9 protein-coding genes are annotated in these 14,978 nt (G+C 65.9%); 7 read left to right on the forward strand and 2 right to left on the reverse strand.

What is annotated here, in order from left to right:
- Nucleotides 1-61 precede the first annotated feature (61 nt).
- From C8C99_RS02380 to C8C99_RS02405, 6 genes are all read left to right on the forward strand, one after another.
- Nucleotides 62-3,391, forward strand: a complete 3,330-nt coding sequence (locus tag C8C99_RS02380) for an EAL domain-containing protein (protein WP_108624847.1) — start codon at nt 62-64, stop codon at nt 3,389-3,391.
- Complete coding sequence (locus C8C99_RS02385; protein WP_108624848.1) at nt 3,388-5,901, forward strand: bifunctional diguanylate cyclase/phosphodiesterase; 2,514 nt, start codon at nt 3,388-3,390, stop codon at nt 5,899-5,901. Before C8C99_RS02380 ends, C8C99_RS02385 begins: the two co-directional genes overlap by 4 nt.
- A gap of 49 nt (nt 5,902-5,950) precedes the next feature.
- The gene (locus C8C99_RS02390) at nt 5,951-7,162 is read left to right on the forward strand and encodes an FAD-dependent monooxygenase (RefSeq protein WP_108624849.1); all 1,212 of its coding nucleotides are present in this window, start codon (nt 5,951-5,953) and stop codon (nt 7,160-7,162) included.
- Nucleotides 7,163-7,478: 316 nt separating this feature from the next.
- Nucleotides 7,479-9,401, forward strand: coding sequence for a PrkA family serine protein kinase (locus C8C99_RS02395; protein ID WP_108624850.1), 1,923 nt, complete (start codon nt 7,479-7,481; stop codon nt 9,399-9,401).
- A gap of 47 nt (nt 9,402-9,448) precedes the next feature.
- Nucleotides 9,449-10,717 (forward strand): YeaH/YhbH family protein, encoded by a 1,269-nt coding sequence (locus C8C99_RS02400; protein WP_108624851.1) that lies wholly within the window; start codon nt 9,449-9,451, stop codon nt 10,715-10,717.
- A complete protein-coding gene (locus tag C8C99_RS02405) occupies nt 10,714-12,345 on the forward strand; it encodes a SpoVR family protein (protein WP_108624852.1) in 1,632 nt (543 codons plus the stop codon). The genes C8C99_RS02400 and C8C99_RS02405 overlap by 4 nt, the downstream gene beginning before the upstream one ends.
- 119 nt (nt 12,346-12,464) lie before the next feature.
- On the opposite strand, the gene C8C99_RS02410 is transcribed toward C8C99_RS02405, so the two are convergent.
- Nucleotides 12,465-12,851 (reverse strand): MerR family transcriptional regulator, encoded by a 387-nt coding sequence (locus C8C99_RS02410; RefSeq protein WP_108624853.1) that lies wholly within the window; start codon nt 12,849-12,851, stop codon nt 12,465-12,467.
- 101 nt (nt 12,852-12,952) lie between these two features.
- On the opposite strand from C8C99_RS02410, the gene C8C99_RS02415 reads away from it, so the two are divergent.
- Entirely contained in the window at nt 12,953-13,423 is a 471-nt protein-coding gene (locus C8C99_RS02415; protein ID WP_108624854.1) for a hypothetical protein, read from the forward strand.
- Here C8C99_RS02415 and C8C99_RS02420 read toward each other — a convergent pair.
- A complete protein-coding gene (locus C8C99_RS02420; RefSeq protein ID WP_108624855.1) occupies nt 13,395-14,573 on the reverse strand; it encodes an MFS transporter in 1,179 nt (392 codons plus the stop codon). The genes C8C99_RS02415 and C8C99_RS02420 overlap by 29 nt on opposite strands.
- Nucleotides 14,574-14,978: the final 405 nt, after the last annotated feature.

Here is a 14,978-nt window from a genome sequence, read left to right on the forward strand (position 1 = left end):
GTAGATACACTTGTGACGTTGTGCGGCCATTTCGCTGGCACTGCCTTTCATCCCGTTGTCCATGCCCCCTCCCAACAGACCTCCGACAGTGCGCGTGCCCTGGTCGGACGCGCCCGCCATCACCGTGGTGCTGGTCGTGGCGGTGCTTGCGCTGGTGGTGCTGCCACTGGCTCAAATGCTGGGAGATGGGGTTGGCACACAGCATGGGCTGGAGCCGTTTTTGGAGCTCGTGGCGGTGCTGCTGGGGCTGCTGGTGGTGTCGGTCTCCTTGCACGCCCTGGAGGCGCCGGAGCAGGCGCGTGCCAATGTACTGGTGGTGGGTTTCGGCATAGCGGCGGCCTGTAATTTTCTGCACGGGGTCCTGGCGCATTCCGGTGATGCACAGATGCCGTCGGGCAATGCCGACATATCTCTGTGGCTGAGCACCTGGGCGCGCGTGGCCGAGGTCTTGACGCTGGGCCTGACCGCGACGCGCCTGTCGGCTCCGGGCCCTAGCCGCGCCTGGCTGGCAGTGGCTGGGGGCGTCACGCTGGTGCTGGCGGGCTCGTCGCTCGGCCCCCTGCCGCAGTGGTTTGCGCATGCCGCGGAGGGAGCCCTGCGCCAGGCCGTGGCCGCAGGTCTTGCCCTGGCACTGGGTGCCTGCGCGGTATTGCTGCACCGGCGCAGCCGCCGCGAGGAGTTTCCGCGCGAGCGCCTGTTCGCCTGGGCGGCCACCGCGTTCGTGGGTGGCGAGGTCACCGTGGGTGTTTTCGGCGGACATTCAACGCTGGGCGGGGTACTGGCCCATGGTTTTCGGGTGGTGGCCTACGCGTTGCTGTACCAGGCGGTGTTTGAAGCGGGCATCCGCCGCCCGTTTGCGCGCATCCAGGAGGCTGAGAGCCGGTTGCGCGAGAGCGAGGGCCGTCTGTCGTTGCTGGGGCGCAACCTGCCGCACAGCGTGTTGTTCCAGATCGTGCGCGAGTTGGATGGCCGCGTGCATTGTGTGCACATGGGCGAAGCCATCGAGCGGCTCAATGGGGTGAGTGCCGAAGACGTGCTGCGGGACGCGGGTGTGCTGTACCGGCAGATCCTCCCGGAAGACCTTGACCGGCTCCGCCAGGCCGAGCGCCAGTCCTACCTGTCCATGACCAGTCTGGAGGCGGTTTTTCGGTTGCGGCGCACCGATGGCCAGGTGCGCTGGATGCACCTGAGTTCGTCGCCGCGCCGACTGCAGGACGGCCGGGTGCTGTGGGACGGCGTGCAAACGGACATCACCGCCCACCACCAGGCCGAAGAGGCCGCGCACGCCCAGCAGGCACTGATGGCCAATACGCTGCGCCATGTGCCCGGCGGTGTGTCGCGGATTGACCGTGACCTGCGCGTCCTGTACGTCAACGAACAGCAGGCACGCTGGCTGTACACCACGCCGCAGGCCCTGGAAGGCCAGCGGCTGCAGGACGTGATTGCGCCCGAAGTGTTTGCACGCATCCATCCGCACCTGGAAAAAGCCTTTGCGGGCGAGACGGCGGTGTTTGAAAACCGCATCGACGGCCCCGACGGCATGCAGTTTCGCCACACCACCATCGCGCCCGAAAGCGTGACTGCCCTGGGGGTGGCGGCCGTGGTGCTGTTTGCCTACGACTTGACGGCGCTCAAGCGCATCGAGCAGGAGCTGGCCCAGCAAAAGGCGCACCTGGCCAGCGTGGTCAATGCCATGCCGGACATGGTGTTCATGAAAGATACCAACGGGGTGTACCTGTCGGTCAACCCGGTGTTCGAGCGTTTTGCGGGCCACCCGGAGAGCCAGATTGTGGGCTTTAGCGATTTCGACCTGGTGGCACCCGCCGACGCCGAGCGCTTTCGCAAGTACGACCAGCGTGCCATGCAGGCCTGGCAACCGCTGGTGTACGAAGAAACGCTCACTTTTGCGGAGGACGGCTACCAGGGGCAGTTCGAGACCATCAAGACGCCCATCCGCGACCTGCATGGCCGCGTGACGGGTCTGCTGGGCGTGTGCCGTGACATCACAGACCGCAAGCGAGCAGAGCAAGAGATCGAACGCCTGGCGTTCTACGACGCCCTCACCGGTCTGCCCAACCGCCGCCTGCTGCTAGATCGCCTGCAACGCTCCCTGGCCGCCTGCCAGCGCACCAAGAACCTCGGCGCTCTGCTGTTCATCGACCTCGATAACTTCAAGGACCTCAACGACACCCTGGGCCACGACATGGGCGACCAGCTCCTGTCCCAGGTCGCCACCCGCCTGGTGGGCAGCGTGCGCGAAGCCGACACCGTCGCCCGCTTTGGCGGCGACGAATTCGTCGTCATGCTCGAAGCCCTGGCCCCCGACCTGCAAAACGCCGCCACCCAGGCAGAAACCGTGGCCGAGAAACTCCTGGCCAGCCTGAACCAGCCCTTTGACTTGGACGGCGCCCAGCACTACAGCACCCCCAGCATCGGCATCACCCTCTTTGGCGACGAACGCCTCACGGTGGACGAACTGCTCAAACGCGCCGACCTGGCCATGTACCAGGCCAAAGCCGCAGGGCGCAACACCCAGCGCTTCTTCGACCCCGACATGCAGGCGGCGGTGAACGCCCGCTCCAACCTCGAAGCCGACCTGCGCCAGGGCCTGGCCCGGGGCGAGTTGCTCGTGCACTACCAGCCCGTCGTGGACCACCACGCCCGCCTCCTGGGCGCAGAAGCCCTCGTGCGCTGGCGCCACCCCCAGCGCGGCATGATCAGCCCCGGCGACTTCATCCCCCTGGCAGAACAGACCGGCCTCATCCTCCCCCTGGGCCAATACGTGCTCCAGACCGCCTGCGAACAACTGCAGCGCTGGAGCCAACACCCAGACACCGCCCACCTGTCTATCTCCGTGAACGTCAGCGCCCGCCAATTCCGCCAACCCGGCTTCGTGGCCGAAGTGCTGCAAACCCTCAAGAACCACAACGCAGACCCCCGGCAACTCAAGCTCGAACTCACCGAAAGCCTGCTGCTGGGAGACATCGAAGACACCATTGCACGCATGGTGCAACTCAAAAGCGAAGGCGTGGGCTTTGCGCTCGACGACTTCGGCACCGGCTACTCGTCCCTGTCCTACCTCAAGCGCCTGCCACTGGACCAGGTGAAGATCGACCAGAGCTTCGTGCGGGACGTGCTGACAGACCCGAACGACGCGGCGATTGTTCGGACCATCCTGGCGCTGGCCAAGAGCCTGGACCTGGAGGTGGTGGCGGAGGGGGTGGAGACGACAGGGCAGCTGAGCTTTCTGAGGCTGCATGGGTGTGAGGGGTTCCAGGGGTATCTGTTTGGGAGACCCGGGCCTGCGGAGTTGTTTGAGCGTGAACATCTGCCCGGACACTCGGCACGGCCGCCGGCGGCACTCCTTGCACAACAGGGGCCGCATCCATGAACGGCGTGGGCATCCTGTGGGTGGACATCGATACTCAGCATGCGGCGGCTGCACGGCGGCTCATGGCGGCGCGCTACCCCGACTGGCGCGTGGTCAACAGCCCCACGCCCGAAACTGCCAAAGCGCCTCTGGCCAGCCAGGCCTGGGGCGCCGTGGTGCTGTGCCTCAAGCCCACCGACCAGGAGCTACCGGGCTTGCTGGAGCTGTGTGCGGGCCGTCCGGTGCTGATGTGCATCGACGCAGCGCAAGAGGCCCTGGCTGCGCGCGCGTTTCGTTGCGGGCTGGGCGACTACGTGCTGCGCGAGGCCGATGGCGCGGCGCACCTGAGCGAGCTGCTGAACCGCCTGGTGGCGCTGGTGCAGGGCGCCAAAGGGCAGGGCCAGCCCGTGCGCATGGTGGACGCCCGCATCTGGCAGGAGGCGCTGACCATGCTGCAGGAGCAGCGCTCGGCACTGCAGGCCACGCTGGGCAGCATGAGCCAGGGCATCTTCAAGACCGGGCCCGACGGCCGCATCACCGTCTACAACGAGCGGGTGCTGGAGCTGCTGAACCTGCCCGAGTCGCTGATGGCCACGCGCCCCACGCTGGCCGACCTGACGCGCGTGCAGGCCGAGCGCGGGGACTTCGGCGAGGGGTACCGCCTGGTGGACCGGCGCGGGCACGACTACGTGGCCCAGGGCGCTGTGGCCCCCGCCCCGGCCTTGTACTGGCGCACCACGCGCGATGGCCGTACCTTCGAGGTGCGCACCACCTCGCTGGCTGACGGCAGCCTGGTGCGCACGTTTGCCGATGTGAGCGACTACGTGCGTGTGGAAAACGAGCTGCGCGAGAGCGAGTCACGCTTCCGGTCGCTGAGCGACCTGTCGTCCGATTGGTACTGGGAGCACGACGCCGAGGGCCGCTTCGTGCAGCTGGCAGGGGACCTGAGCGTGAACGGCATCCCGCTGTCGGATGTGATGGGGCGCACGCGCTGGGAGATCGGCGCCCTGAACATGACCGACGTCGACTGGGCTGCGCACCGCGCCGTGCTGGCGGCACACCAGCCGTTCCGCGACCTGGAGCTGCAACGCCGACGCGCCGACGGCAGCATGCATTGGATCTCAGTCAGCGGTGTACCCGTGTTTGGTGCCAATGGCGCCCTGCGTGGCTACCGGGGCGTGGGCCGCGACATCACCGAGCGCAAGCAGGTCGAGAGCCAGATCGAACGCCTGGCATTTTATGACTCACTGACTGGCCTGCCCAACCGCCGCCTGCTGGTGGACCGGCTGCAACACGCCACGCTGGCGGTGGCGCGTTCTGACACCCAGGGCGCGCTGCTTTTCATCGACCTCGACAATTTCAAGGACCTCAACGACACCTTGGGCCATGACACCGGCGACCAGCTGCTGCTGCAGGTGGCGCAGCGCCTGAAAGGCTGCGTGCGGGAGTCCGACACCGTGGCCCGTTTTGGGGGCGACGAGTTCGTGGTGCTGGTGGAGGGTCTCAGCCCCGACCCCGCCCACGCCAGCGCCGAGGCCGCTCTGGTGGCCAGCCACATCGCCACTACGCTCGGCAAGCCGTATGCGCTGGGCGATGCCAGCCACCACAGTACGCCCAGCATCGGCATTGCGCTGTTTGGCCAGCAGACCGTGAGCGTGGACGAGCTGCTCAAACATGCGGACCTGGCCATGTACCAGGCCAAGGCGGCGGGGCGCAACACCCAGCGCTTCTTCGACCCCGACATGCAGGCGGCCGTGAGCAACCGCTCGGCCCTGGAGGCCGACCTGCGCCGGGGCTTGCAGGAGAAGGAGCTGGTGCTGTACTACCAGCCCGTGGTGGACGGCAAAGGCCGCTTGCAGGGCGCCGAGGCCCTGGTGCGCTGGCGCCACCCGCGCCGGGGCATGGTGTCCCCCGCCGAATTCATTCCGCTGGCAGAGCAGACCGGGCTCATCCTGCCACTGGGCCAGTGGGTGCTGGAGACTGCCTGCGCACAGCTGGTGGCCTGGTCGCGCAGCTCGCTCACCCGGCAGTTCTTCCTGTCGGTGAACGTGAGCGTGCGGCAGTTCCGTCAGCCCGACTTTGTGGAGCAGGTGCTGGGCGTGCTGGATGCCACGGGCGCCAACCCGGAGCGCCTGAAGCTCGAACTCACCGAGAGCCTGTTGATGGCCGATGTCGAGGACGTGATTGCCCGCATGGAGCACCTGCGCCGCTACGGCGTGGGCTTCTCGCTCGACGACTTTGGCACGGGCTATTCCAGCCTGAGCTACCTCAAGCGGCTGCCGCTCGACCAGCTCAAGATCGACCAGGGCTTTGTGCGCGATCTGCAGACCGACCCCAATGATGCTGCCATTGTGCGCACCATCCTGGCCCTGGCCGACAGCCTGGACCTGGCGGTGGTGGCCGAGGGCGTGGAGACCACGGGCCAGCTGGAGTTTCTGCAGCGCTACGGCTGCAAGGCCTTTCAGGGCTACCTGTTTGGCCGGCCCATGCCTGCCGAAGTGCTGGAGCGGGCACTGCGGCCTGCGCTATGACCTGCGTTAAGGCAAAGGCCCGCCAGCGCGCGCAGTTCACAATCGCACCATGAAAAAACAGGTGTTGGTCGCCGGTGGCGGCATTGGCGGCTTGGCCGCTGCGTTGGGCGCATCGCGGGCGGGATGGGATGTGCGGCTGTACGAGCGCGCTGCTGCATTCAGCGAAGTGGGTGCGGGCGTGCAGATCGGGCCCAACGTAGTGCGCCGCTTGCAGGCATGGGGCCTGCAGCAGCCGCTGCAAGCGGTGGCGGCCTTCCCCAGCCGCTTGCAGGTGCGCAACGCCGTCAGCGGCAAAGAACTGGCCGTGTTGCCCCTGGGGCCCACGGCGGTGGAACGCTATGGCGCGGCCTACGCCACCATTCACCGTGCGGACCTGCATGGCCTGCTGCTGTCTGCCGTGACCAAATACACCGACACGCAACTGCACCTGGACCATGCGATCGACAGCTTTGCCGATGCCGACGGCGTGGTGACTGTGCGCACCAGCCGCGGCAAGCAGGTCGAGGGCGATGCCCTGATCGGTGCCGATGGCCTGTGGAGCCGCACCCGCACCCAGCTTCTGGGTGCTGTGCCGCTGCGCGTGACGGGGCACCTGGCCTACCGCGCGCTGGTGCCGCAGCATGCGCTGCCCGACGCCTTGCGCACGGCACAGGTCACCGCGTGGCTGGGCCCGCGCCTGCATGCGGTGCAGTACCCCGTGCGCCGGGGCGAGTTGCAGAACCTGGTGGTCATCGTGCAAGGGCCCGCACCGCAAGACTTGGAGAACTGGGACCACGCCGCCAATGCCGCAGGCCTGGAGCACGCGCTGCAAGGCACCTGCACAGCGCTGCAAGACGTGGTGCGCAGCGTGACTGCCGTGGGTGGTGCAGGCTGGCGCCTGTGGCCCTTGTGCGACCGCCCGCCGGTGCGCAGCGCCGACGAGATGGCGCAGGGCCTGGTGGGCCTGTTGGGCGATGCCGCGCACCCCATGCGGCCGTACCTGGCGCAGGGTGCGGGCATGGCGATCGAAGACGCGGCCGAGTTGCAGCGTGCACTGGCCATGCACGACCTCGATGTACCGCTGCGCCTGCGCCGCTACGCGCTCAACCGCTGGCAGCGCAACGCGCGGGTGCAGGCCCGGTCCACGCGCAATGGTCGCATCTTCCACGCCACGGGGCCCGTGCGCTGGGGGCGCGACCTGTCGTTGCGTTTGCTGGGTGAGCGCGTGCTGGATGTGCCCTGGCTGTACCGGGGCGATGGCTCCAGCGCCAGCTCGTTGTGAGGTACCGGGTGGTGACAACCGCCCGTCAGAAACCGTCCGTTTCCTGACCCAGCAGGGTGGGTGAACGGCATCGCACGGTTGTCAGGACATTCCCTATCCGGGGCAACCCCTGCGAGCGTTTTGCAGGGTGAACTTCGTGCAGTGTGCCACGCTCTACCACTGTGTGTGCAACGCCACAAAAAGGCCAGTCACATGCCCGCGAATTCGCTGTTCAAGCGCAGTTCGTGGTGCTACAACGTACCAAGCCGGTAGTGATTGCCAATGCAACACCGTGGTACCACCTGAGCCCGCCAGGGGTGCCGCCACAGGAGGTCGTATGGATGCCATCAGCAACTTCGCCGCGCGCTATGCCCGTAGCCGCGAAGAGGAAATGTCGATCGACGAGTACCTCGCCGAGTGCAAACGTGATCCCATGGCCTACGCCACATCGGCCCAGCGCATGCTGGCCGCCATTGGCGAGCCCGAGATGGTGGACACGCGCAACGACCCCCGCCTGTCGCGGCTCTTTGCCAACAAGGTCATCAAACGCTACCCCGCCTTCACCGAGTTCTACGGCATGGAGGAGTCCATCGAGCAGGTGGTGAGCTTCTTCCGCCATGCCGCGCAAGGGCTGGAGGAGCGCAAGCAGATCCTTTACCTGCTGGGCCCCGTGGGTGGCGGCAAGAGCTCCATTGCAGAGCGCCTCAAGGCCCTGATGCAGAAGGTGCCGTTCTATGCGCTCAAGGGCTCTCCGGTCAACGAGTCGCCGCTGGGCCTGTTCGACGCCGCAGAAGACGGCCCGGTGCTGGAGGAACAGTTTGGCATTCCGCGCCGCTACCTGCAGCGCGTGCTGTCGCCCTGGGCAGTGAAGCGGCTGGAAGAGTATGGCGGCGACATCCGCCAGTTCCGTGTGGTCAAGCGCTACCCCAGCGTGCTCAAGCAGGTGGGCATCGCCAAGACCGAGCCGGGCGACGAGAACAACCAGGACATCTCCAGCCTGGTGGGCAAGGTGGACATCCGCAAGCTCGAAACTTTTGCGCAGGACGACACCGATGCCTACAGCTACAGCGGCGGCCTGTGCCTGGCCAACCAGGGCCTGCTGGAGTTTGTGGAAATGTTCAAGGCACCCATCAAGGTGTTGCACCCGCTGCTCACCGCCACGCAGGAGGGCAACTACAAGGGCACCGAAGGCTTTGGCGCCATCCCGTTTGACGGCGTGGTGCTGGCCCATAGCAACGAAAGCGAGTGGAAGGCGTTTCGCAACAACAAGAACAACGAGGCGTTTCTCGACCGCATCTACATCGTCAAGGTGCCGTACTGCCTGCGCGTGAGCGAGGAAACGCGCATCTACGAAAAGCTCATCCGCGAGTCATCGCTGGGCAACGCTGTGTGCGCGCCGGGCACGCTCAAGATGATGGCGCAGTTCGCCATCCTCACGCGGCTGAGGGAGCCCGAGAACTCCAGCATCTTCAGCAAGATGCAGGTGTACGACGGCGAGAGCCTGAAGGACACCGACCCGCGCGCCAAGAGCTATCAGGAGTACCGCGACTACGCGGGCGTGGACGAGGGCATGACGGGCATCTCCACGCGTTTTGCGTTCAAGATTTTGTCCAAGGTGTTCAACTTCGACAGCGCCGAGGTGGCGGCCAACCCGGTGCACCTGATGTATGTGCTGGAGCAGCAGATCGAGCGCGAACAGTTCCCGGCCGAGCTGGAGACCAAGTACACCGGCTACATCAAGGAGTTCCTGTCGCCACGCTATGCCGAGTTCATCGGCAAGGAGATCCAGACCGCCTATCTGGAAAGCTACAGCGAGTACGGCCAGAACATCTTTGACCGCTACGTCACCTACGCCGACTACTGGATCCAGGACAACGAATACCGCGATACCGACACCGGCGAGGTGTTCGACCGCGGCGCGCTCAATGCCGAGCTGGAGAAGATCGAGAAGCCCGCAGGCATCGCCAACCCCAAGGACTTCCGCAACGAGATCGTCAACTTCGTGCTGCGGGCACGTGCCAACAACCAGGGCAAGAACCCGAGCTGGACCAGCTACGAAAAGCTGCGCCTGGTGATCGAGAAGAAGATGTTCTCCAACACCGAAGAGCTGCTGCCGGTGATCAGCTTCAACGCCAAGGCCAGCGCCGAAGAGGCCCGCAAGCACGAGGACTTTGTCACCCGCATGGTCAACAAGGGCTACACGCCCAAGCAGGTGCGGCTGCTGTGCGAGTGGTACCTGCGCGTGCGTAAGAGTAGCTAAGGTCGGTGCCAGGGCCACAGGCCCTGCATGGGGAACTGGAGCAACGGATGGCATTGCAAATCATCGACCGCAGGCTCGCTGGCAAGAACAAGTCGGTGGGCAACCGTGAGCGATTTGTTCGCCGCTACAAGGAGCAGATCGCGGATGCGGTGCGCCGTGCCGTTTCGCAGCGCGGCATCCGCGACATGGAGCAAGCCGAGAACATCACCATCCCGCGCAAGGACATCAGCGAGCCCGTGTTCCACCACGGCCAGGGCGGTATCCGCGACATGGTGCACCCCGGCAATGCGGACCATGTGCGTGGCGACCGCATCGAGCGGCCGCAGGGTGGGGCGGGCGGGCGCGGTTCGCAGGCCAGTGACAGCGGCGAGGGTGAGGACGACTTCACCTTCACGCTGACCAAGGAAGAGTTCATGCAGCTCTTTTTTGAAGACCTGGCGCTGCCGCACCTGCTGCGCACCCACATTGGCGAGAACCCGCAGTGGAAGTCGCGCCGCGCAGGCTTCAGCCAGGACGGCATCCCCAACAATCTGGCCGTGCTACGTACCATGCGCGGTGCTTTAGGTCGGCGCATTGCGCTGGGCAAGTCGGCGCACCGCGAGCTGTTGGCGCTGCAAGCCGAGCTGGATGCGCTGCTGGCGCAGGACGACGGCACCAGCGAGGCGGTAGCTGAGTTGCAGCGCCGCATCGATGCGCTCATGGCGCGCATCGGCAAGATTCCCTACCTCGACCCCATCGACCTGCGCTTTCGCGCCCGCACGCCGGTGCCTGTGCCCAGCAGCCAAGCGGTGATGTTCTGCGTGATGGATGTGTCGGGCTCCATGGATGAGACGCGCAAGGACCTGGCCAAGCGGTTTTTCATCCTGCTGTACCTGTTTCTCACGCGGCACTACGAGACCATCGACATCGTGTTCATTCGCCACCATACCCAGGCAGCCGAGGTGAGCGAGGAGCAGTTCTTTCACTCCACCGAAAGCGGCGGCACGGTGGTGAGCAGCGCGCTCGTGCTGCTGGACCAGATCATCCGTGCGCGCTACCCGCAGGGCGACTGGAACATCTATGTGGCCCAGGCCAGCGATGGCGACAACTTCACCAACGACAGCGGCATCTGCCGCAACCTGCTGGTGGACAAGATCCTGCCGCTGGTGCGCTACTTTGCCTATGTGCAGGTGGCCGAGGAAGAACAGAACCTGTGGGAAGAGTACAGCCAGCTGGCGCCGCTGTCCGCCCACTTTGCGATGCGCAAGGTCGCCGCACCCGGAGACATCTACCCCGTGTTCCGCGACCTCTTCAAGAAAGAAGGGGTGGCCGCATGAACAACGTTGTGCAGTACCCCGTGCTGGAGCGGCGCCTCAGCGACAACCCCTGGAAGACCGCTGCCGTGGGCGAGCGCCGCCACCGCGCGGTGCCCGGTCAGCCCCTGCCCGCCGGGGCACGGCCCACAGAGCCGCTGCCCGACCCGAGCGACTGGACGTTCGAGCTGATCGAGCGCTACCACGCCGCCATTGCGGCTACTGCGGAGCGCTTCGGCCTCGACACCTACCCCAACCAGCTGGAGGTCATCACCGCCGAGCAGATGATGGACGCCTACTCCAGCGTGGGCATGCCGGTGAACTATCGGCACTGGAGCTACGGCAAGGAGTTTCTGGCCACCGAGCGGCGCTACCGGCGCGGCCACATGGGGCTGGCCTATGAGATCGTCATCAACTCAAACCCCTGCATCAGCTACCTGATGGAGGAGAACACCACCGCCATGCAGGCGCTGGTGATTGCCCACGCCGCCTACGGGCACAACAGCTTCTTCAAGGGCAACTACCTGTTTCGCATGTGGACCGATGCGTCCAGCATCATCGACTACCTGGTGTATGCCAAGGACTATGTGGCGCAGTGTGAAGAACGCTATGGCACGGGCGACGTGGAGCGGCTGCTGGACTCGTGCCATGCCCTGGCCAACTTTGGTGTGGACCGCTACCGCCGCCCCTCCAAAAAGAACCTGGCGCGCGAGCGCCTGGAGCGTGAGCAGCGCGAGGCCTATGCCCAGCAGCAGGTGAACGAGCTGTGGCGCACCTTGCCCACGCGCCCTGGCAAGGAGGATGCGGCGCAGGAGCACAACCGCTTTCCGCAGGAGCCGCAGGAGAACATCCTGTACTTCATCGAAAAACACGCACCCTTGCTGGAGCCGTGGCAGCGCGAGATTGTGCGCATCGTGCGCAAAATCGCGCAGTATTTCTACCCGCAGCGCCAGACCCAGGTGATGAACGAAGGCTGGGCCACCTTCTGGCACTACACGTTGCTCAACACGCTGTACGACGAAGGCTACCTCAGCGATGGGGTGATGATCGAATGGCTGGGCTCGCACACCAACGTCATCTACCAGCCGCCCGTGGGGCACCGCGCCTACAGCGGCATCAACCCCTACGCGCTGGGCTTTGCCATGTACCGCGACATCCAGCGCATCTGCCAGCACCCCACGGCGGAGGACCGGCACTGGTTCCCCGACATCGCAGGCACGCCCTGGCTGCCTGCGCTGGACCATGCCATGCGCAACTTCAAGGACGAGAGCTTCGTCGGCCAGTACCTCAGTCCCCATCTGATGCGCGAAATGCGCCTTTTTGCGCTGCACGACGATGCCAATGAGCGCGAGCTGTTGGTCAGCGAGATCCACGATGAAAACGGCTACCGCAGCCTGCGCCAGCTGCTGTCGCAGCAGTACGACCTGGGCACGCGCGAGCCCAACATCCAGGTGTGGAACGTGAACCTGCGCGGCGACCGCAGCCTGACCCTGCGCCACACCCAGTACCAGGGCCGCCCGCTGGCCGACGACACGCACGAGGTGCTCAAGCACGTGGCCCGGCTGTGGGGCTTTGGGGTGCAGATCGAGAGCGCGGACGCCGATGGCAACCACGCGGTGGTGCTGCACCAGGTGCCCGCAGCAGCGGCATGAGCGGTGTGCCCTGGTGCCGCCGCGTCTTCGGGATGCTGCAGCTGGCGGTGGGCGATGTGTTTGCTCTTGTTTTGATAGCTGAAAGCGAATGTTGCACTAACGCTATCGCCCAATTTGACTCAAAAAAAGGGTGAGAGTGCCTGGGTGCGGGGCGCCCGGGCCTGCAGCGGGCAGTCGGTGGCCACGCGCTCGGCCAGCGTCTGGCGCAGGGCCTGCAGCGCCGCGATGCGTTCGTCAATCTCCTGCAGCTTGGCAGCCAGCACCTGCGCCAGCGCGGGGCCGGGCTCGGCGGCGTCCCAGATGGCGGGCAGCCTGTCGCCAATCTCGGCCAGGGTAAATCCCAGCTGCTGCGCAGTGCGGATGTACTGCACCAGCGTCACCACCTCGGGCGGATAGTCGCGGTAGCCGTTGCCGAGCCGTCGTGCGCGGATGAGACCCTGCTGTTCATAAAAACGCAGCGCCTCGCGACTCAAACCTGAGGCCGTAGCCAGTTCTCCGATCAGCATTCCACGCTCCCTCCAACAACAAAGAACAAAGTGCTTGACCCTGAAGCGTACTTCAAGGTGGAAGCTAGGGGCCTCATTGATTCATTCAGAGGCTTCCTGTCATGCACATCCCCGCTTTTGCTTCCGACCGTTACCTGCGCATCGTGCGCGCCAGCGGCTGGTACGACCTGTTGGTCACCTGGCCTTTTGCCCTGCCCTGGACCTTTGCCTGGCTCTACGCCCAGCTGAACCTGCTGGCCCAGACGCTTGCGCTGCCAGGCATCTTGCACCCGCTCGACGCCACGCACATGCTGCTGGCCAACCTGCTGGGCTCGGTGGTGGTGGTGTGGTCGGTGGCGCGCATCGTGGCGCCCACGGTGTTGCTGGGGCGGCTGGATGGCGTGGCGCGGTTTCTGTTTGCCGCCTGGCTGATCTATGCCGTGGCGCACGGGGCCAATGCCATCGTGCTGGGTTTTGCCGCATTCGAGCTGGTGTTTGGCGTGCTGCAGTGGTGGCGCGTGGTGGGCACCGGCGCAGCGCTGTGCCCGCCAGGCCCCGCACGGATCAATGCGCGGGCGCGGGCAGCAGCCTGAAGGCCAGCGCGCCGACACCCAGCATGGTGGCAATGGTCAGCATCACCGCCACATAGGGGTCGGCGCCCCGCGCCGTGGCAATGGATGCGGCCACGCCCGTCACCCACTGCATCAACGCCACGCCCAGAAACATCGCCATGGTGAACACCGCCATGGCGCGCCCCGTGACGGCGGGGGCGTAGGCCGAGCGAACGTCCGAATACTGCAGCACCATGTAGCCGGACAGCAGCCCCACGGCAATGGAGCCCCCCACGTCCAGCCACTCGGCGTGCAGAAAGCCCATGGCCGCAAACACGGCCCCCAGCAGGGCGGTAAAGCCCAGCAGCCAGCGCCTGCGCCGTGTGGGGCCGGGGTCCAGCCGACCAAAAAAGGCCGGACTGAACAGCGACACCAGCGACGACAGCATGGCCACGTTGCCGCTGGCCACCAGCGAATAGCCGTGCCGCTCGATCAACAGTGGGCCCAGCCACAGCCCGCGCAGCGTGAGGAAAGAGGCATACGTCATCAGCGCCAGCAGCATGATGCCGGCGGTGTGCGGTAGCAGAAACAGGGCGCCAAAGCCGCGCACCGCCTGCAGCACCGACTCGCGCGGGGCGTCTTCATGGGCGGCCTGCGCGGGCTCATGCACCTTCCAGAAGATCAGCAGCCAGGCCAGCGCCGCCAGGCCCGCCAGCACGCCAAACCCCATGCGCCAGGACGACTGTTGCACCAGCCACGCCAGGGGCGTGCCGGTAAATAGCATGCCCAGTCCGCCCACCCCCATGGCCACGCCCGACACCATGGCAAACCGCGACGCGGGAAAGTAGCGTGCGATGAACACGGTGCACACCAAAAACGCGGGCGCGCAGCCCACACCAATCAGCACCTGTCCCAGCAGCACCGTGCCATAGCCAGGCGCCAGTGCTGACAGCACCGCGCCCGCAATGGTGAGCGGAAAAGCCAACAGCAGCGTGCGCCGCACACCGTACAGATCGATGCCAATGCCCATGAACAGCTGCATGGTGCCAAAGGCAAACGCAAAGGCTCCGGCAAACACCCCCAGCGCCTGCGCCGACAGGCCGAACTCGGCCCGCAAGCCCGTCGCCATGATGGCCGTGATGGTGCGAAAGGCCTGGCTCAGCGCAAAGCCTGACACCAGCGCCAGCAGCATGGTCCATGCGGCGCCGGGGGCAAGAAGCGGTGCAGAGGGCTGCGATGTGGGCACGGGGGGAGGTCTCCAGGGCAGATGCCGGCGGCTGTCGGGAGGGGCTCTCCCTCGGCCATCAGGCCCGGCGAGGTTACCCGCAGAGCACAGGCGCCGCTGTCGCCGACGGACGGAGCGGTGCCACCGGGGCGGCGCCTGCAGGTGGGCTGGTTCGGGGGCTCTTAGGGTATGTCCCAGTCCGCCCGCTACATACCCCACCAAACGCATCGGATGTTGCCCGTTTTGGGGCGCTTGTGCCAGCAATCGGCGGTTTGAACCGTGGATTGGGCTTTTGAATGCACCCAATTGGGCCTTGTCAGCAGGTCGCAGGCGCCGTCATGAGGGCGCCACAGGGCGTAGGCAGACTTTAGA

This window comes from Acidovorax sp. 107 (assembly GCF_003058055.1).
GTDB lineage: Bacteria > Pseudomonadota > Gammaproteobacteria > Burkholderiales > Burkholderiaceae_C > Acidovorax.

Coding starts and splice junctions, on each gene's coding strand:
- C8C99_RS02380 (WP_108624847.1), top strand. CDS start 62: ATGCCCCCTCCCAACAGACCTCCGACAGTGCGCGTGCCCTGGTCGGAC.
- C8C99_RS02385 (WP_108624848.1), top strand. CDS start 3,388: ATGAACGGCGTGGGCATCCTGTGGGTGGACATCGATACTCAGCATGCG.
- C8C99_RS02390 (WP_108624849.1), top strand. CDS start 5,951: ATGAAAAAACAGGTGTTGGTCGCCGGTGGCGGCATTGGCGGCTTGGCC.
- C8C99_RS02395 (WP_108624850.1), top strand. CDS start 7,479: ATGGATGCCATCAGCAACTTCGCCGCGCGCTATGCCCGTAGCCGCGAA.
- C8C99_RS02400 (WP_108624851.1), top strand. CDS start 9,449: ATGGCATTGCAAATCATCGACCGCAGGCTCGCTGGCAAGAACAAGTCG.
- C8C99_RS02405 (WP_108624852.1), top strand. CDS start 10,714: ATGAACAACGTTGTGCAGTACCCCGTGCTGGAGCGGCGCCTCAGCGAC.
- C8C99_RS02410 (WP_108624853.1), bottom strand. CDS start 12,851: ATGCTGATCGGAGAACTGGCTACGGCCTCAGGTTTGAGTCGCGAGGCG.
- C8C99_RS02415 (WP_108624854.1), top strand. CDS start 12,953: ATGCACATCCCCGCTTTTGCTTCCGACCGTTACCTGCGCATCGTGCGC.
- C8C99_RS02420 (WP_108624855.1), bottom strand. CDS start 14,573: ATGCTGCTGGCGCTGGTGTCAGGCTTTGCGCTGAGCCAGGCCTTTCGC.